The sequence below is a fragment of the Janthinobacterium sp. SUN026 genome, from assembly GCF_030397625.1.
In the GTDB taxonomy this organism is placed as follows: Bacteria; Pseudomonadota; Gammaproteobacteria; order Burkholderiales; family Burkholderiaceae_D; genus Janthinobacterium; species Janthinobacterium kumbetense.
The window spans coordinates 515,669-535,340 of record NZ_JAPQNU010000004.1; the positions used below are offsets into that span (position 1 = coordinate 515,669).

The 19,672-nt window shown below is 61.8% G+C and carries 15 protein-coding genes; 2 read left to right on the forward strand and 13 right to left on the reverse strand.

The genetic code is table 11. The annotated features are described in order from the left end of the window. Nucleotides 1-82: 82 nt before the first annotated feature. From OX459_RS20670 to OX459_RS20700, 7 genes are all read right to left on the reverse strand, one after another. A complete protein-coding gene (locus OX459_RS20670) occupies nt 83-1,432 on the reverse strand; it encodes an amidase (RefSeq protein ID WP_289906386.1) in 1,350 nt (449 codons plus the stop codon). Between the two features lie 5 nt (nt 1,433-1,437). After that, nucleotides 1,438-2,115, reverse strand: a complete 678-nt coding sequence (locus OX459_RS20675; protein ID WP_289906387.1) for a DUF2848 domain-containing protein — start codon at nt 2,113-2,115, stop codon at nt 1,438-1,440. Between the two features lie 9 nt (nt 2,116-2,124). Then, complete coding sequence (locus tag OX459_RS20680; RefSeq protein ID WP_289906388.1) at nt 2,125-3,450, reverse strand: MFS transporter; 1,326 nt, start codon at nt 3,448-3,450, stop codon at nt 2,125-2,127. A 108-nt stretch (nt 3,451-3,558) separates the two neighbouring features. Further along, nucleotides 3,559-4,230, reverse strand: a complete 672-nt coding sequence (locus OX459_RS20685) for a DUF4286 family protein (protein ID WP_289906389.1) — start codon at nt 4,228-4,230, stop codon at nt 3,559-3,561. Between the two features lie 134 nt (nt 4,231-4,364). Further along, a complete protein-coding gene (locus tag OX459_RS20690) occupies nt 4,365-5,291 on the reverse strand; it encodes a LysR family transcriptional regulator (protein ID WP_289906390.1) in 927 nt (308 codons plus the stop codon). A 57-nt stretch (nt 5,292-5,348) separates the two neighbouring features. After that, nucleotides 5,349-6,584: a M20/M25/M40 family metallo-hydrolase gene (locus OX459_RS20695; RefSeq protein WP_289906391.1), complete on the reverse strand. Its 1,236-nt coding sequence runs from the start codon at nt 6,582-6,584 to the stop codon at nt 5,349-5,351. Beyond that, on the reverse strand, nt 6,581-7,813 hold the full coding sequence (locus tag OX459_RS20700) for a urate hydroxylase PuuD (protein ID WP_289906392.1): 1,233 nt from the start codon (nt 7,811-7,813) through the stop codon (nt 6,581-6,583). Before OX459_RS20700 ends, OX459_RS20695 begins: the two co-directional genes overlap by 4 nt. A 131-nt stretch (nt 7,814-7,944) precedes the next feature. On the opposite strand from OX459_RS20700, the gene OX459_RS20705 reads away from it, so the two are divergent. Then, complete coding sequence (locus tag OX459_RS20705; RefSeq protein ID WP_289906393.1) at nt 7,945-8,883, forward strand: LysR family transcriptional regulator; 939 nt, start codon at nt 7,945-7,947, stop codon at nt 8,881-8,883. Between the two features lie 73 nt (nt 8,884-8,956). Then, on the forward strand, nt 8,957-10,714 hold the full coding sequence (locus tag OX459_RS20710) for an allantoate amidohydrolase (protein ID WP_289906394.1): 1,758 nt from the start codon (nt 8,957-8,959) through the stop codon (nt 10,712-10,714). Nucleotides 10,715-10,927: 213 nt separating this feature from the next. Here OX459_RS20710 and OX459_RS20715 read toward each other — a convergent pair whose 3' ends face one another. From OX459_RS20715 to OX459_RS20740, 6 genes are all read right to left on the reverse strand, one after another. Continuing rightward, entirely contained in the window at nt 10,928-12,268 is a 1,341-nt protein-coding gene (locus OX459_RS20715) for a sulfatase-like hydrolase/transferase (RefSeq protein WP_289906395.1), read from the reverse strand. A 465-nt stretch (nt 12,269-12,733) separates the two neighbouring features. Continuing rightward, nucleotides 12,734-13,969 (reverse strand): Zn-dependent hydrolase, encoded by a 1,236-nt coding sequence (locus OX459_RS20720; protein ID WP_289906396.1) that lies wholly within the window; start codon nt 13,967-13,969, stop codon nt 12,734-12,736. 10 nt (nt 13,970-13,979) lie between these two features. Continuing rightward, on the reverse strand, nt 13,980-15,371 hold the full coding sequence (hydA, locus tag OX459_RS20725) for a dihydropyrimidinase (protein ID WP_289906397.1): 1,392 nt from the start codon (nt 15,369-15,371) through the stop codon (nt 13,980-13,982). A gap of 17 nt (nt 15,372-15,388) precedes the next feature. Continuing rightward, entirely contained in the window at nt 15,389-16,873 is a 1,485-nt protein-coding gene (locus OX459_RS20730) for an NCS1 family nucleobase:cation symporter-1 (protein ID WP_289906398.1), read from the reverse strand. A 143-nt stretch (nt 16,874-17,016) separates the two neighbouring features. Further along, complete coding sequence (preA, locus tag OX459_RS20735; protein WP_289906399.1) at nt 17,017-18,297, reverse strand: NAD-dependent dihydropyrimidine dehydrogenase subunit PreA; 1,281 nt, start codon at nt 18,295-18,297, stop codon at nt 17,017-17,019. Continuing rightward, nucleotides 18,297-19,664 (reverse strand): NAD(P)-dependent oxidoreductase, encoded by a 1,368-nt coding sequence (locus tag OX459_RS20740; protein ID WP_289906400.1) that lies wholly within the window; start codon nt 19,662-19,664, stop codon nt 18,297-18,299. Before OX459_RS20740 ends, preA begins: the two co-directional genes overlap by 1 nt. Nucleotides 19,665-19,672: the final 8 nt, after the last annotated feature.

Sequence of the window (19,672 nt, forward strand, 5' to 3'; positions counted from 1 at the left end):
AGTTTGCCGGCGCCCGAAGCGCGACTATCCCATGTCAATGCCAGCCATCATGACAGAGTTGGCATTTTTCTGCACTACAGCATTATTCTTTTCCACGCTCCCGCAGCAGCGCCTCCACGGCGCGGCCGATTTGCAGCACTGTATCGTCAGCGCCCGCCAGGCCGCAAATGCCCAGCCCCACGGGCAGCTCGCCGTCGGTGTGGCAAGGCAGCGACAGCGCGCAGCCGTCGAGGAAGTTGATCACGCTGGCGTTGCGCAGCACCAGGCCATTCGTGGCAAAAAACGTGGCGTCGTCCGCTTCCAGCGGCGCGACTTCCGGCGCCAGTATGGCCACGCTGGGCATCAGCCAGGCGTCGAACGGCGCCAAGCGCCGTCGGGCGACAGCGATCAGGCGCGCGCGCGCATCGAGCAAATCGATGTAGTCGGCGGCACCCTGCTGCTGGCCGCGCCGGATGCGCGCCGCCACGCGCTGGTCGTATTGCGCGCCCTTCTCTTCAAGTAACACCCTGTGCCAGTGCCAGGCTTCCGCCGCCACCAGTCCGCCACCGCCATTGATACCCGGCAGTTCCAGCAATTCGGGGAAATCGAACTGTTCCACCTGCGCGCCGGCTTGCCGCAGCTTGTCCAGGGCAGCCTCGAAAGCCTGCTGCACCTGCGGCGCCACGTACGTACCAACGTAGTCCAGGGTAAAGCCGAAGCGCAAGCCTTTCAGTGCTGGCGCCTGCGCGCCGATATCATGACCCGACAGCGCTGCGTACAAAATGGCGCAGCAATCGACACTGTGCGCGATGGGTCCGGCCGAATCGAGGGAGCGCGACAGCGGCACCGTGCCGGCCAGCAACACGGAAGCCGCCGTCGGCTTGAAACCGGTCAAGCCGCAAAAAGCGGACGGGATGCGGATCGAACCGCCCGTGTCCGTGCCCAGCGCTCCCGCAGCCATCCCCAGCGCCACCGTCACGGCGCCGCCCGAGGTGGAGCCGCCCGCCACGCGCGCGCGGTCGTGCGGATTGCGCGGCGTGCCGTAATGGGGATTCAGGCCCAGGCCGGAAAACGCGAATTCGCTCATGTTGGTGCGCCCCAGCAGGATGGCGCCGGCCGCGCGCAGGCGCGCCACGGCATCGGCATCCACAACGGCGGGCGGCGCGTCGGCTAGCGCCAGCGAGGCGGCGCTGCTGACCTGTCCCCTGACGTCGAACAGGTCCTTGATCGAGATGGGCACACCGGCCAGCGGCGAAGGCACCTGGCCGGCGGCGCGCGCCGCATCGCTGGCGCGGGCCTCGGCCAGCGCCTGTTCGCCATCGAGGCTGACATACGCATGGCCGCCCTGCGCCCGGTGCGCCTCGGCGCGCGCCAGCATGCGCTGCGTCAATTCCACGCTGGTGATGCGGCCGGCGGCCAGGTCGGCGGCCAGGTCACGGATGGTCTTGGTCATTGTATTTATCCTTCCACGGGCAGGGTTTGCACGGCATAGCGGTGCTGCAGGCGGCGCTGCAAGGCAGGATCATACAGCTCCAGTTCGAACGCGTCGCCATGGCCCATTTCACCGATGATCGGCTGCGTGCCGCAGAACATGGCGCTGCCCACGGGCAGGCTGGCCTGCCCCGTGTAGCGCAGGATCAGGTCTTCCGGCGACAGCATGCGCGTCACGGGGCCATCCTGGTACAGGGCCGGCACGCCGGCCCGTTCGCGCCAGGAGCGCATCTGCAGCTGGTCCCAGTGGCCCGCCACGTCGGCATAGCGCCACAAGGTGTCGCCCACGGGCTTGCCGCACATTTGCTTCGACACCGTCACGCCATAGCTTTCCACCTTGCGGTCCGTATGGTCGGAGCCGATGCCCACCAGCAGGCCGTACTCCGTGGAAAACAGCACGAATTCCGCCTCGCCGGACGAATCGCGGCCCGGCACTTCGATGGCGGCATCGCTGGAGAGCAACGCCGCCGCCACGCGGTAAAAGGTCGGCACGCTTTTCGGGCGCGCCACGCCGATGGCTTCCAGTTCGGCGATATGGTGTTCGACCATCGCCATGTCGCGGCCCGTCCAGCCGGCGATGATCAGGTTGTCGATGTCGAAGGTGACGGGGCCGTGGCCCGCCAGGTTGAAGGTATGAGTAGTCATTGTATCTCTTTACTCCTCAAGGGGGCCGCGGCCCGTTTCTCTGGCTGCGAAGACGGCGGCACCGGTGATCAGCAGGGCCGCCGCTACATACAGCGAGACGGCCATGGTGCTGTTGTACGAGCGGTACAGGCTGGCGATGACGAGCGGTGCAAAGCCGCCGCCGATGACGCCGGCCAGGGTATAGGCCAGCGAGGAACCCGCGTAGCGCACCTTGGTGGGGAATTGCTCGATGACGAAGGCCGCTTGCGGGCCGTACATGATGGCGTGGATGACCAGGCCTACGACGACGGCCGTGACGATGGCGGCCGGACTGGCCGTGTCGAGCAGGGTGAAGAAGGCGAACGCCCACACCAGGCCCAGGATGGCGCCCAGCGCATACACGGGTCGGCGGCCGATCTTGTCCGACAGCGCGCCAAATACGGGCACCGACAGCGCATTGCAGGCCGTGCCGATCATAATGGCGGTCAGCGCCAGGGTCGACGACAGGTGCAGCACCGTCGTCACGTACGTCAGGGTGAACACCACCACCAGCGCATACAGCACGTCCGAGCCGATGCGCACGCCGCCGGCGATCAGCAAACGGCGCCAGTAGAGGCGCAGCACGTCGCCGATCGGCGCTTCCGCCTTCGCATCCTTCTGGTCAAGTTCCTTGAACAGCGGCGTTTCCTCGATGCCGCTGCGTATCCACATGCCGAAGGCCACCAGCAGCAGGCTGGCGATGAACGGCATACGCCAGCCCCAGTCCATGAACGCTTCATGCGGCAGCAAATAGGTGATCAAACCGATGCAGCCAGTGGCCAGCAAGGTGCCGAACGATGGTCCCACCTGTGTCCACGAAGCGTTGCGGCCACGCTTGTCCGCTGCTCCGTGTTCGACGGAGATCAGCACGGCGCCTGCCCATTCGCCACCCAGCGCGATGCCCTGCACGAAGCGCAGTGCCACCAGCAGGACCGGGCTCCAGATGCCAGCCGTCGCATACGTGGGCAAGAGGCCCATCAAGCCCGTCGTCACGCCCATCAACATCAGGGTCACGACCAGCACCCAGCGGCGTCCCAGCTTATCGCCCAGATGACCGAAGATCACGCCGCCGATGGGGCGCGAGATATAGCCGACGGCATACGTGGAAAAGGCCAGGATGGTGCCCGTCAGCGGATCGAAAGAAGGGAAAAACAGATGGTTGAAGATCAGCGCGGCCATGGTGTTGTAGACGGTGAAGTCATACCATTCCAGGGTCGTGCCGACCATGCTGGCCGTGGCCAGGCGTCCCGTTTTTGGCTTGTCGCCCGGTGTCTGAGCCGCCGGATGCGCAGCGTTTGCCGTTGTATATGTGGTCATTGCCTACCTCTCTCGTCAGTTTTATTGCAGGTCCGGTGCAGGATGCTTTGCCCTGCGCCGTGGCCCGTGTCTCGTGTTATCAGTGCCGGCAAGATACGCGCGGCCGTGTCAGGCCGCGTGCAGGTCGGCCTCGCGCAACTGCCAGGACAACTGCAGGATGGCAGCCTGTTCGCCGTCGAGGCCCAGCGCCGCGCTGGCGGCATCGGCGGCCGCCACAGCAGCGCTTTCCGACGATGCGTCGATCAGGAAAATCGGGTCGAGCAAGCGGCCCTCCTTCTGCTCCGCCGGCAGAGGGCCGGACAGCTTGGCGTCGGGCGTCAGCAAGCGCGTGGCAATGACGCCATCGATCTGCAGCAATGTCGCCCCCAGCGCGGCCATGGCGGCCACGGCTTGCGCATCCTGGTCGATCGCCGGCGCGCCCAGACGCATCACGGCCAGCCAGGCGCCCGTACCCATGCCCGTTTCCGCCTCGATGGCGCAAACGCGGCGCATCGGGTCCACCATGCGCTGCAGATTCGCCACCGACCATGGCGTCTGCTGGCCGAAAGCCTTGAAGTAGTCGGGAGTCTGGAAGGCGTCGAGCGAGACGGTGCGGTACAGGCCCAGATATTTGCGGGAACCGCGCACGCTCTGGTAGCGCGTGCCGCTGACAAAACCGGGAATGCGCACGCGCTCTTCCACGTGTTCGCGGTCGTACCAGCGGTTGAAATCGCGTTCGTGTTCCGGGTCTGCGCTGGTCCAGACAAACAGGATGCCTGGCAAGGTAGGTGACGTCGTCATGATGGTTCCGTTCTGCGTTATGGGTGGTATGCCAGCCCAGAATAGGTGGCACGCCATCACTTGGCAAACGGGTTATTCTGAACGCGACTGATAAGTTTTTCTTATGGGTCGCGGTGACAACAGCAATTTAATTCTCACGTCCGCGCACTGGCGCCATACTCTTCGCCCAGCCCCAGGGTGAACCTGGCCGCCTCCTCGCATGCCAGCATGGCCACCAATTGAATCGCTTCCGTGGTGAGGTCTTCGCTGTAACTGATGACGATGCGCTGCGGCGCCAGGCTGCTGGTACAGGGAATCAGGGCGATGTGGCCCTGCTCGATTTCCTCGCGCAGGGGCGCCAACGGCAGCACGGCGATGCCGAAACCTGCTTTGACCAGCCGTACGATGGCGGAAATCGAGCTGACGCAATGCACCCTGCCCAGCTGCACGCCCTCGTCCTGGCACAGCGCTTTTAATGCGGAATGGGGCTGCGAGCCCCGGTTCATGGTGATGATCGGATGCTGCGCCAGTTGCGCCACCGTGAACGGCTTGCCCGTGTCGGGCCAGTCGGCGGCCCTGCCCGCCCAGCCCATAGCGATGGCGCCGCTGCCCGTGCTGCGGAGATGGTCGCCCGTCAGCATGTCCGTCTGCAGCGCGATATCGAGCTCGCCCTGCTGCAGCTGCTCGTGCAGGCGGCGCGTCGATTCCGACGTCAGTTGAATCTCGATGCCCGGATAGCGCTCCTGCACCCGCTGCAGGAACGGGATCAGCCAGGTATGCACGATGGTTTCGATGACGCCGATGCGCACTTCGCCCGTAATCAGCGCGGGCGAGGAATTGGCCGCATACATGTCGCGACATAGTTCCAGCATGCGTTCGGCGTACACGAGCAGGTTGCGTCCGGCGAAGGTCAGGCGGATTTCACGCGCGTCGCGGTCGAACAGACGCGTGCCGAAATCCTGCTCCAGCGAGGCGATGCGGTTCGAGATGGCCGCCTGCGTGATATGCAGCTTGTCGGCCGCCGTGCGGAAGCTGCCCAGCCGCGCAGCCCAGACAAACGCTTCGAGAAAACGGGTATTCAATGGGGCTCTTCTTCACAGTTTGAATGTCCACCCCATTGTAAGCCAAAGTCAGCGACCTTATTTTTGCGCCAGGAAGTCCAGCAGGGTCAGGGCCACGATCTTACTGGCCTTGCGCAAATCGTCGAGCGCCAGGCGCTCGTCGGCCTTCTTCGCATTCGATTCGGGCACCGTGCGCGGACCGGCGCCATACAGCACGGCGGGGATGCCCCGCTCGCCATACAGACGCGCATCCGCATACAGGGGCGTGCCAACGGCGGGAATCGTTTCGCCGAGGATGACTTGCGCATTCTTTTGCAGGCTGCTCACCAGCTGCTCGGAGCCGGGCAAGGGGCGCAGCGCGTGCGACAGCAGCAGGCGGCGGATCTCGAGGCGGATGCCGGGATCGCCCCGCACGGCGTCCTCGATCAGCGCGCGCACCTGCGCTTCCACCGCCACCGGGTCTTCTTCGGGAATCATGCGGCGGTCCATCTTCATGACGACCTTGCCCGGCACCACATTGGTATTCGTGCCGCCGTCGATGCGCCCCACCAGCATGGTGGGCGAATCGATGCCCGCCACTTTGGATCTGACCTTTTTCAGCTCCGGCAACTGGCCGTAGATGGCGTTGAGGATCTTGTTGGCCGCCTGCAGCGCGTCGTGTCCTGTCTCCGGCATGGAGCCGTGGCCCGACTTGCCGTGCACGGTGATTTCCAGCTGCAGGCAGGCGTTATGGGCGGTGACGATGCCGTAGCTGAAACCGGCGGCGATGACAAAATCGGGTTTCGTCAGCTGCTGCTCCAGCAGCCAGCCCGGTCCCAGCAAGCCGCCGAATTCCTCGTCGTACGTGAAGTGCAGCTCAAGCTGGCCCTTCAAGGGAATGCCCAGCGCTTCGAGCGCGCGCGCGGCAAACACATAGGTGGCGAAATCGCCCTTCGACACGGCCGTCGCGCGGCCGTAGATATAGCCGCCGTCGATCTGGCCGCCATACGGCGGATACGTCCAATTGTCGCCGGGCGGCACCACGTCGCCATGCGCATTCAAAGCCACCGTCGGACCGCCTGCCGCATACGGGCGGCGCACGATCAGGTTGGTGATGCTTTGCATGCCGAACGCTTCCACCTGCTCCGCTGGCACCGCGTGCTTTTCCGCCTGCCAGCCATACGCCTGCAGCAGCTGCGCCACCAGTTCCGCGTGGGGCGCATTGTTGCCGGGTGGCGTGTCCGTCGGCTGCTGCACCACCTTCTGCAAAAAGGCGACTTCCTCGTCGAAGTGTTCGTCGATCCAGGCCGTGATTCGTTCTGCGTGCGTTGTCATTTTGTTCCTTGTATGGTCTGTTGCAGCCAGACGCCCAGTTCACTGCGCTCGGCGTCCGTCATATTGGTCAAGTTCCCGATCGGCATGGCTTTGAGCTCGATGGCCTGCTTGTAGATTTGCGCCGCATGCTGGCGGATTTCCGTTTCATTATCCAGCATCATGCCGGCCGGTGCCGTGGCAAAACCCGGTTGCGTAGGCTGGGCCGAATGGCAGGTGGCGCAGCGCTGGGCGATGATGGCATGCACGGCCTTGAACTGCGCGGCCGGGTCCACCGCCGGCGCAGCCGCCACGGCTACGGGCGCCTTGGGCGCGATGGCCACGGCCACGGCCACCAGCAAGGCCACGCCGAGGGCTGGATAGCGCCACTCGACGCGGCCCTTGTGACGCAGGTTGAAGAAGTGGCGGATAAAGACGCCAGCCGCCATGATCAGCGCCAGCACCAGCCAGGCGTGATCGTTGCGGTAGGTCATCGCGTAGTGGTTGCTGATCATGATGAACAGCACGGGCAACGTAAAATAATTGTTATGCACACTGCGCTGCTTGGCCTTCAGACCGTGTTTGGGATCGGGCAGTTTTCCGGCGGCCATGGCTTCGACCATCTTGCGCTGGCCGGGAATGATCAGCATCAGCACATTGGCCACCATGATGGTGCCGATCATGGCGCCCACGTGGATGTAGGCGGCGCGCCCGCTGAGCAAGTGCGTGAGCACATACGCGGCGCCGACGATCAGCGCGAACACCGTCACGCCGAACCACAGTTCATATTGCGCCAGCTTTGATCGGCACAGCAGGTCGTACACGGTCCAGCCGATGACGAGGGTGGCGATGCCGATGCCGGTCGCCTGGCCGCTGCTGATGTCGGCCACGGATTTGTCGATCATCATGGCCTGGGCATTGAAGTAGTAGGCAATCGTCAGCAGCGCAAAGCCGGACAGCCAGGTCGAATACGCTTCCCACTTGAACCAGTGCAGTTCCTTCGGCAGTTCCGCGGGCGCCACCAGGTATTTTTGCGGGTTATAGAAGCCGCCGCCGTGCACGGCCCACAATTCTCCCGACACGCCTTTCTTCGCCAGCTCCGAGCCGGGCGCGGGTGGGCGGATCGAGTTGTCGAGCCAGACGAAATAAAAGGAAGCGCCGATCCAGGCGATGCCCGTGATGACGTGCAGCCAGCGGACGATCAGGTTCAGCCACTCCAGGCCGTACGGAATCAGGTAGGCAAATACTTCCATAAATTTCCTCTAGTCAGACCGAACCAATATTCGTGCCAATCTACACAAGATAAACGGATTTACCGCCCATCACATGAAAAATATCGTATATTTGACATATTCAAATCGATATACAACAGAGCCGCCGCCACATGTCCAGCCTGCCGCAACACCTCGACCTGCACTTGATCCGCATCCTCTACCTGCTGCTGGTGGAAAAGAATGTCTCGCGCGTGGCGCTCAAACTCAATCAGCCGCAGCCCTCGATTTCAGCCTCCCTGCGCAAGCTGCGCGAACTGACGGGCGACCCGCTGCTGGTGCGCGGCGCGCGCGGCATGGTGCCGACCCAGCATGGCGAAAGTCTGCTCAATCCGGCCAAGCGCATCCTCGACCAGACGGAGAGCCTGTTCGTCAAGAAGACGCCATTCGTGGCGCAGGAAGAAGCGCGCACTTTCCACATCGCCGCGCCCGACTACCTGGATAGCCAGTTCCTGCCCAACGTGGTGGCCCTGCTGCGCCGCGGTTCGCCGAAAAGCCGCGTCGTGCTGCACAGCCTGGGGCCGGGCATCGACCATATCCGCCAACTGTCCGATGGGGGCCTGGATCTGGTGATCGCCAACTGGGACGAGCCGCCCGCGCATCTGCACATCTCGAAGCTGTTCGAAGACCCCATCATCTGCGCCATGCATGCGGAAAACGCCTATGCGCGGCGCACGGCCAGCGACGCCATGACCCTCGACGATTATCTGAGCCTGCCCCACGTAGCGCCGTCGCAGACGATGCCCGGCTACCACGGCGTGATCGATTCCTTCCTCGAACGGCAAAACCTGCAGCGCAACGTGGTAGTGGAATCGGCGTATTTCGGCCTGATTCCCTACATGCTGACACAGACAGACCTGGTGCTGACCACGGGCCGGCAATTCATGCGCTTCTATGAAAAGACGCTGCCGCTGAAAACGTATACCGTACCTCTGAAATTCCCGCCCATGCGTTTTTACCAGCTGTGGCACCAGCGCGTGCACCAGGCGCCCGAACACAAATGGCTGCGCGACCAGGTCAGCGCTGCCGCCAAGGCGCTGGTCCAGCGATAGCCGCTATCAGCACGCGCATATAATGGAGACAGGAACGGGGCGCTATCATCACCGCTTGCATGATCGGAAAACCATGACCACCCTTTCAGACTTGAACGCCGGCAGCACGGCAGACTTTATCGCACGGCTGCACGGCATCTATGAACATTCGCCCTGGATCGCCCAGCGCGCGGCGCCCGCCCGGCCATTTGCCAGCCTGACGGCACTCAAGACGGAGCTGCAGCACGTGCTGGCGCAAGCTTCGCCCGAAGAGCAACTGGGGCTGATACGCGCCCACCCGGAGCTGGCCGGCAAGGCCGCCATCGCAGGGCAATTGACGGCGGAATCGACGCGCGAGCAGGCCAAGTCCGGCCTGAACCTGTGCAGCGCCGACGAATTCGCCACCCTGCAGCGCCTGAACGACGACTACAACGCCAAGTTCGGCTTTCCCTTCATCCTGGCCGTCAAGGGCCCGACGGGCGAAGGCTTGACGCGCCAGGACATCATCGCCACGTTTGCGCGGCGCCTGAAGAACCGGCGCGCCGATGAACTGGCCGAATCGTTGCGGCAGATCAAGCGCATCGCCGAGCTGCGCCTGAACGACCTGTTCGACGTGCGCCTGGACTTCGGCCCGGCAATCATGCAGCAGGCGGAAACCCTGGCCGGCTGGAGCGACAGCGATTACAACCTGACCTGCGCTTACCTGACGCCGGCGCACCAGAAAACGGCAGCACAGCTGGCCGACTGGATGCGGGACGCGGGCATGCAGGTGCACATCGACGCCGTCGGCAACGTGGTCGGGCGCTATCTGTCCGATGCACCCGGCGCAAAAACCCTGATGACGGGATCGCATTACGACACGGTGCGCAACGGCGGCAAGTACGATGGCCGCCTGGGCATCATGCTGCCGATCGCCGTCGTGCGCCACCTGCATGAGCGGCAAGAAAGGCTGCCGTTTCACTTCGAGATTGTCGGCTTCGCCGAGGAAGAAGGCGTGCGCTTCAACAGCACGTTTTTGGGCAGTACGGCCGTCACGGGCAAGTTCGACGTATCGCTGCTGGAGCAGCTTGATGCGGATGGCGTGAGCATGCGCGACGCGCTGGCCGCCGCCGGCCACGAAGTGAGCGCCATCGGCGCCATAGCACGCGATCCCGCCGACTTGCTCGGCTATGTGGAAGTGCATATCGAGCAGGGTCCCGTGCTGCTGGAACGCGACCTGCCGCTGGGGATCGTCACGGCGATTGCCGGCAGCTCGCGCTACCTGGTCAATCTTGGCGGCGTGGCCAGCCACGCAGGCACCACGCCCATGAACATGCGCAAGGATGCCGCCAGCGCGGCGGCCGAAATCATCCTGCTGGTGGAACGGCGCTGCAACCAGGGCGAGGCGCTGGTGGGCACCGTGGGGCAGCTGCACGTGCCGAACGGCTCCGTCAACGTGATCGCCGGCGCCTGCACCCTGTCGCTCGACATCCGCGCGGCCGTTGATGCCGTGCGCCAGGCAGCCGTCGACGATATTCTCGATGGCATCGCCGCCATCTGTGCACGGCGCCAGATCGACTACCAGCTGGAACTGCTGCTGTCCGCACGTGCGGCGCCGTGCGCGCCGTGGCTGATGGCGCAGTTGGCGCAAGCCGTGGAATCGGTCGGCGTCGAACCATACGCGCTGCTGTCGGGCGCCGGCCACGACGCCATGGCCATGGCTGCCATCACCGACGTGGCCATGCTGTTTACCCGTTGCGGCAATGGCGGCATCAGCCACAACCCGCTGGAAACCATGACGGCCGACGACGCCGACATCGCGGCGCGCGCCCTGCTGGCGTTTTTGCGCAACTTCCAGCAGAAACTCACGTAACAGGAAGCGAGTGGTAGAACAAGGCCAGGCGCCGCGCCAGGGATGCTGCCTGGAAGGCAGCCGAACCGGTACATGCCGGTACTATGGCGTACGTTGTGCGGCAGCAACGAAACACTGCGACAGCCGCCCAGATCCACGGAGAGATGCACGCCTGGCTAGCATCATATCCGTTGCAAACCATCCATCATGATATTTTTCACAATCTGAAACTTGCTATGGTTGGCAGTTAAAAGACATCCGTATATATGGAACCAGGCCCTCGGGGAGTTGCCCGCTATTTACGGCAGACGGCGGTTGATGATCACCAACCACGTAAGCTTCGGTACAGCCCAGCTCAGTACTGGCGCTTAATGTATCTACCAAAAATCCGATCGCATTGCGTGCTACCAGCTGTGAATCACCAATCTTCTCCATATCCTGGAAATATTGAACAGATGCTTCTGGCATGCCCGAAGCAATGGGTTCATGGCTGGACAACGAAAGCATGTACAAAAAAGCCTTGTCTTGCTGACGTATCAAATCCACGCCAAAATTAATCATATCTTCGTCACAAATACCACGAAATGGTCCCGGACAGGTTTTCAATTTACTCAACTCAGGCTGGAAATAAGCATGATCGATGCCCAGGTTCTTCCAGACGGAATCACGGGCATAGAACATTTTTTGATAACCATGTACGCCAAAAACTTCATACCCTTTGTTTTTCATGTAGGCCGGAACACAAGCATCAGCCATTGCTGAGAAATTAGTATTTACATCAAACTGAATGTATTCGGAGCATAACTCACGAATCTCGCCCTGCATGGTCGAACCATGATAATCAGTGAATCCCGTCTGCAGCACTTTCACGCCGCGACTCTTCAGCTTTTTCTCGACGGCCACCAATGATCCATGGCTCTCCCCCCATGACTCCACGATCATCAGAACCATTTTCGCGGGCATTGGATTTTCACTTTTCACATGATTCAAAAAGGTCGGCTCGCTGGTTTTCCCCAAAGAATTCTCTTTCTTTAAAAAATTATCACTGATCAGTGTTTTAATCGCAAACGGTGACGGTGTGATAATTTTATTGCGGATTTCACTTACACCGACATCCAGCACGAGCAGCATACCCTTGAACGATATCAGGAAAATACCAATAAAAAATGCAATGCGCCTGAATCCCAGCGAAGTTTTCCGATAAATATCGGAATACAGGAAGAAAAACATTACCAGAAAAAACAGGGAACAGATTATCAATATCGGCGCCGGAGAATTCCCCAAAACAGTGAACAGGTAAAATTCATATGAGCTGGGTCGAATATTCCAGTTTGACAATATGGAAACCAAAAAGATGAAAATCCATACAAACTTGATTAGAAAGGAAATCCAGCTCTTGAAACGTTTTTCCAGATACGGGAAAAATAATGGTTCGACGCAGACATATATACTGCCAAATGCAAAGCTCCAGACCAAGCTGGGTAATAACATCCATAAAAAACAGCGTACATATGTGAATTTTTCAGAATAATTTAAAAATAGCGGATTTTCTTGTAGCGTAAAAATTGAACTCATGGGGTAAACAATACTAAAGATAGCATCTTGTCATCGCAAGAAAGAAACAGAAAAGCCATGACATCGGCCGGTGATTTTTAATTATTTTTTTTGGGCAACAATTGTAACATGCATGTCATAATTGGTTCTTCACCATACCCGCAACAGAAAAATGCGCACAGTGAAAATTTAAAAACATCGTTTTTTGAACTGCAATTTTTCCATGATTTCTTGATACTCTGAATGCAAGTCAAGTGATGGATGAAAGATGGGCAGATATAACAAGCCGGCACGAAAATTGGCGGATGGACGCACCATACGCACTCGCACCACTGGCGTCGAAACGGAGTATCTGCAGTCAGGTACGGGAAAAGTGGCAAGGCGCCGGGATGTCTCGCGCGGCGAGGCAGCTGGGTAGTTGATGTCCTCCCCACAGAGACCGGGAAACAAGCAGGCGGCAGGCGGACCGCCTGACAATTTTTTGGGCTACACAGCCACGGCCCGCTCCAGCATCGCGTGCAGCAGCACGTTGCAGCCCGCTTCCAGGTGCTCGGGCTTGGCATCCTCGATTTCATTGTGGCTGATGCCGTCCTTGCACGGCACGAAGATCATGCCGGCCGGCGCCAGCCTGGCCGCGTAGATGGCGTCGTGGCCGGCGCCGGACACCACATCCATCACCGAGTAACCCAGCTTTTCAGTGGCGTTGCGCACGGCGCCCACGCAGTCGGGGTGAAATGGGCATGGCGGGTAATAGGAAACCCGCTCAAGAGAGATATCCAGTCCCGTACCGGTGCGCGTGGCGTCGATGAAGGCCGTGATTTCGCCATGCATGGTGTTGAGCAGCTCGTCGTTCACGTTACGCAGGTCGATGCTGAATTTGACTTCGCCGGGGATCACGTTACGGCTGTTCGGGAAGACCTGCACCATGCCCACCGTGCCGCGGCCATACGGCGGGTAGCGGTTGGCGATGGCCACCACTTCCTGCATGATGCTGGTGGACACCTGCAGCGCATCCTTGCGCAAGCCCATGGGCGTGGGGCCCGCATGCGCTTCCATGCCCGTCACCACACAGTCATACCACGATAGCCCCATCACGGCCGGCACCACGCCGATGACCTTGTCGGCGTCTTCCAGCACGGGCCCCTGTTCGATGTGCGTTTCAAAGTAGGCGCCGATCGGGTGGTCGCCCGGCACCTGGTCGCCACAATAACCGATACGCGCCAGCTCCTCGCCCACCGTTTTGCCTTCCGTATCCTTGGCCGCATACGCGGTTTCGAGCGAAAAAGCGCCGCAGAACACGCCCGAGCCCATCATCACGGGCACGAAGCGCGAGCCCTCCTCGTTGGTCCAGAAAGCCACTTCGATGGGAGCCTGCGTCTTGATCTGTAAATCATTCAGGGTGCGCACCACTTCCAGGCCGGCCAGCACGCCGTAATTGCCGTCGAACTTGCCGCCCGTGGGCTGCGTGTCGATGTGGCTGCCCGTCATCACGGGCGGCAAACTATTGTCCGTGCCGTCTCGGCGCATGAAGACATTGCCGATCTGGTCGATGGTGATGCTCATACCGGCTTCCTTGCCCCAGCCTACCACCAGGTCGCGGCCTTCTTTGTCGAGGTCCGTCAGGGCCAGGCGCTTGACGCCGCCCTTCGCTGTCGCGCCGATCTGCGCCAGTTCCATCAGGGCAGCCCACAGCCGTTCGCCATTGATACGCAATGCATCCATCGTCAACTCCTTATGCGGTGGTGGCGGAAAACGCGGGCCGCTCAACATAGCGCCCTGTCCCTTCCACCGCCATCAGTTCACCCTGGTGGAAGACCACCTTGCCGGCGGCAATCGTGGTGCTGGGGATACCGCGCACGGTGCGTCCTTCGAAGACATTGAAGCCTCCCTTGGCGAACTGCGTGGCGGCGGAAATGGTGCGCGTGCCCTGCGGATCCCACAGCACGATGTCGGCATCGCTGCCGGTGGCGATGAGGCCCTTGCGCGGATACATATTGAAGATCTGCGCCGCATTGGTGGAGCTCACCTTGACGAATTCGGAGGGCGTCAACATGCCGGAATTGACGCCGGCATCCCATACGACGGCCATGCGCTCCTCGACGCCGCCGCAGCCGTTCGGGATGCGCGTGAAGTCGTTCTTGCCGGCCGCCTTCTGCTCGGCGCAGAAGGTGCAGTGGTCGGTGGCAGTCGTATGCAGGTTACCGCTTTGCAAGCCGTGCCACAGGGCCGCCTGATGCTGCTTGCCGCGGAACGGCGGGCTCATGACGTGGCCCGCGACGAAATCGAAATCGTCGCCCTGGTAGACGCTGTCGTCGATCACCAGGTGGCCCGCCAGCGCTTCGCCATACACGCGCTGACCATTCGCGCGCGCCCGCGTGATGGCGTCCAGCGACTCGGCGCACGACACGTGCACGATGTACACGGGGGTATTGAGGACGTTGGCAATCGCGATGGCGCGGTTGGCCGCCTCCGCTTCCACGACCGGAGGGCGCGACAGCGGATGCGCCTGCGGCCCGGTAATTCCCTTCTTGAGCAAGGCTTGCTGCAACTGGAAAACCAATTCGCCGTTTTCCGCATGCACGGTGGGCAGCGCACCCAGTTCCAGCGAACGTGTAAAACTTTTCACCAGCGTTTCATCGTCGGCCATGATGGCGTTTTTATAGGCCATGAAGTGCTTGAAGCTGTTCACGCCATGTTCGCGCACGAGGGTACCCATTTCCTCGTGCACCTGCTCGCTCCACCACGTGATCGCCACGTGGAAGGTGTAGTCGCCGGCCGCCTTGGCCGACCACTCGCGCCACTGGTGATAGGCCTCGATCAGCGACTGCTTCGGTGCGGGGATGACGAAGTCCATGATGGTGGTGGTGCCACCCGCCAGCCCCGCCGCCGTGCCCGTGAAAAAATCGTCGGACGTCACGGTGCCCATGAAGGGCAAATTCATGTGCGTGTGCGTGTCGATCCCTCCCGGCATCACGTACAGGCCGCCCGCATCGATCACCGTGGCGCCGACCGGCACCGGCAGGTTCTCGCCGACGGCGGCAATCGTGTCGCCCTCGATCAGCACATCGGCGCGGAAGGCGCGGTCGGCGTTGACGACAGTACCTCCACGTATCAGTGTAGTCATCTTGTCTCCTTGAGTGATTACGACTGCGGCGCCTGCTGCACTCTCTCCGCCGCCTTGCCCTTCATCATGGCGCCGTAAACGACGGCGGCGATGGCCACGCCCACGAACCAGGCGTAGGTGTAGATGGTCTTAAAACCTTCGGCCACACCGGGAAACGCCGTGGGGAAGGCCGCGTTCAAAAAGCCCGGGATGTTCGGCAGCACGGCAATGACAAAGGCGATCAGCGCCGCCATGTTCCAGCCATTGCCATACGAGTAGACGCCGTCGTCGCGGTACAGCTGTTTGACGTCCAGCTGCGTCTTGCGTACAAAGTAGTAGTCGACGATGAGGATGCCGGCGATGGGGCCCAGCAAGGCCGAGTAGCCGATCAGCCAGGTGAAGATATAGCCCTGCGTCGACTCGAGCACCTTCCACGGCATCATGACGATGGCGATGAAGGCCGTGATGTAGCCGCCCATCTTGTACGAAATCTGCTTCGGCGCCAGCGAGGAAAAGTCGTAGGCGGGGCCCACCAGATTGGCTGCCAGGTTGACGCTGACCGTGTCGATCAGGAGGATGATCAGGGCAATCAGCACGGCGGCGCCCGTCATGCGGCTGGCCAGATCGACGGGATCCCAGATGGCCTTGCCGTACATGACGACGGAGCCTGCCGTGACGATCACGGCCAGCATGGCCAGCAATCCCATCGGCACGGGCAGGCCGATCGACTGGCCGATTACCTGGTCGCGCTGCGTCTTGGCGAAGCGCGTGAAGTCGGGAATGTTCAAGGCCAGGGTGGCCCAGAAGCCCACCATGGCCGTCAACGACGGCCAGAAGACGCTCCAGAACTGACCCGCCTTTTTGCCGCCGGGGATGAATTGCGATGGCTGATCCAGCAGGCTGGCCACGCCGCCGGCCTTGCTGTGCACCCAGTACAGCAGCACGAAGCAGATGAGGATTTTCAAGGGCGCCGTATAGGTTTCCAGTTTGCGGATCGACTCCATGCCATGCAGGATGTAATAGAACTGGATGGCCCAGAAAGCCAGGAAGCACAATAGCTGGCTGCCGTTGATGCCCAGGCCCGCAATCTTCTCGCCGCCCAGTTCATGGCCTACCAGCACGCCCATCAGGGTATAGATCATCTGCCCGCCGAACCAGGTCTGGATGCCATACCAGCCGCAGGCGACGATGGCGCGCATCAGGGCCGGCAACCGCGCGCCCATGGTGCCGAACGAGGCGCGCGCCAGCACGGCATACGGAATGCCGTACTTGGTGCCCGCATGGCCGATCAGCAGCATCGGCAGGAGCACGATGGCGTTGGCGAGAAACACCGTGAGCACGGCCTGGTAACCAGACATGCCGCTGTCGATCAGGCTGGCCGACAGGGTGTAGGCGGGAATGCACATCACCATGCCGACCCACAGCGCGGCGAAGTGATACCAGCGCCAGGTGCGCTGTGCCGCCGTGGTGGGCGCCAGGTCTTCATTCCAGAGTTGCGTGTTGCCTGAATAGTCGTGGTTCACAGGGTTGCTCCATCGGTTAGACCGCTGGCGTCGCGAGGACGCCAGGGATACGGCAATGTGGAAACGGCTCGGCTTTTAAGTAATCTAGCTTACTGCAAAGACGCGCCGCTGTTTATAAAATAAACGCACGCAATAACCGTGCCCTATGCCGTCTTCGCCAACGCGCGGGGATTCCTGGGATCCTGCGTCCAGTTCATGTACGGCTTGCCCGTGGTCTGCGGCACCATCGTGATGCAACCCTGCACCGGACAGGTGATTTCGCACAGGTTGCAGCCCACGCACTCCTCCTTGATCACCTCATACGTGCGCGTGCCGGCGGCGTCGATCAGTTGCGCAATCGACTGGTGCGAGGTGTCTTCGCAAGCCACGTAGCACTTGCCACATTTGATGCAGTCGTCCTGGTTGATCTGCGCGATGACCTGGTAATTCATGTCCAGGTATTTCCAGTCCGTCGTGTTGGGCACGGCCTTGCCGGCAAAGTCGCTGATGTGCTCATAGCCCTTCTCGTCCATCCAGCGCGACAGGCCATCCTTCATCTCGTCGACGATGCGGAAGCCATGCAGCATGGCGGCCGTGCACACCTGCACGCAGCCCGCGCCCAGGGCGATGAATTCGGCCGCGTCGCGCCAGTTGCCGATGCCGCCGATGCCGGAAATGGGCAAGCCGCGCGTCTGCGGATCGCGGGCGATTTCCGCCACCATGTTCAGCGCGATGGGTTTCACGGCCGCTCCGCAATAGCCGCCGTGCGTGCTGGCGCCGCCCACGATGGGCAAGGCCACCATGCGGTCCAGGTCCAGCGAGGTAATCGAGTTGATGGTGTTGATCAGCGAGACGGCGTCCGCACCGCCCGCCTTGGCCGCGCGCGCCGGCATGCGCACGTCCGTGATATTGGGCGTGAGCTTGACGATGACGGGGAGTTTGCTGTGCTTCTTGCACCAGGCGGTGACCATCTGCACGTACTCGGGCACCTGGCCCACGGCCGCGCCCATGCCCCGCTCAGGCATGCCGTGCGGGCAGCCGAAATTGAGTTCGATGCCGTCCGCGCCCGTCGCCTCGACCTTGGGCAGGATGTCGGCCCAGTAGTGCTCTTCGCACGGGAGCATCAGGGAGACGATCATGGCGCGGTCGGGCCAATCCTTTTTCACCTGCGTGATTTCGCGCAGGTTAATCTCCAGCGAGCGGTCGGTAATGAGTTCGATGTTATTGAAGCCGACCACTTCGCGGTTCTTGCCGTACAGGGCGGAATAGCGCGACGAGACGTTCACGGCGGCAGGGTCTTCACCGAGCGTTTTCCACACGACGCCGCCCCAACCCGCCTCGAAGGCGCGCACCACGTTGTAGGCCTTGTCGGTCGGCGGTGCGGACGCCAGCCAGAAGGGATTCGGCGACTTGATGCCGCAAAATTCGATGCTGAGATCAGCCATTATGCAGCCTCCACTTTGGAAAGAAGATCGTGATGGATGGCCAGTGCGGCCAGCTTGCCATGCTGGACGGCCTGCACCGTCAGGTCCTGCCCCGGCGCCACGCAGTCGCCGCCCGCGTAGATCCCCGGCAGCACCGTGCGAAAGCGCGCATCGACAGCGATCTTGTCGCCATCTCGCCGCAAGAGCGACGCCATCGGGTCATGCAGCACGTCGGGGTCGAGGCTCTGCCCGATGGCCTTGAAGATGGCGTCGGCCGCCACGTCGAACGTTTCACCCGTCCCCGCCAGGCGCGTGCCCTGCATCCGCGTCTTCTCGAAACGCATGCCGGCCACCTTGCCGGCAGTATCGAGCAGCACCTGCTGCGGCTGGGCCCACGTCAACATGCGCACCTGGTTGGCTTTGGCGATGTCCTGTTCATGGTGGGTGGCCGTCATGGCGTCGAAACCGCGCCGGTAGACGAGGGTGACTTCCTCGGCGCCCAGGCGCTGTATCTGCACGGCCATGTCGATGGCCGTATTGCCGGCGCCAATCACAATCGCGCGTTTCGGCACGGGCAGCGCAGCCAGGTCGTCGGCCTGACGCAGCGCGCTGATGTAATCGACGGCGGCCAGCAAGCCAGGAGCGTCTTCGCCCGTCAAGCCCAGCTTGCGGCTGGCGCCCAGGCCCAGGCCCAGGAAGACGGCGTCGTATTGCGCGTGCAAGTCGCGCAGCTGCAGGTTCTCGCCCAGCACCTGGCGACATCGGATTTCGATGCCGCCGATGTCCAGCAGGAAGTCGATTTCCTTTTGCGCGAAATCGTCCGTCAGCTTGTACTTGGCGATGCCGTATTCATTCAAGCCGCCTGCCTTGCCTTCCTTTTCAAAGATCACTACGTCGTGTCCCAGCATGGCCAGGCGGTGCGCGCACGACAGGCCGCCAGGGCCCGCACCGACAATGGCGATCGTCTTGCCCGTGCTTGCCGCCCGTTTGAACGGGTGTGCAGCGAAATGCATGTGGTCGACGGCGTAGCGCTGCAAGAGGCCAATCTTGACGGGCTGGCCTTCCGCGTCGTGGTTGCGCACGCAGACGTCTTCGCAGAGGATTTCCGTCGGGCAGACACGGGCGCAGCTGCCGCCCAGAATGTTCTGCTTCAGGATGCCGGCGGCGGCACCGTTGATGTTCTTGTCGTGGATGTTGCGGATGAAGCTGGCCACGTCGATTTCCGACGGACAGATACGGCTGCACGGCGCGTCGTAGCAGTACAGGCACCGGGCGCTTTCGATGGCGGCCTGGCGCGCGCTCAAAGGAGGCGCCAAGTCCGTGAAATGGCCCGCCAGTTCCTCGTTGGGCAGGATGGGATGCGGCAAATAGTTCAGGGACTCGATCATCGCGTTTT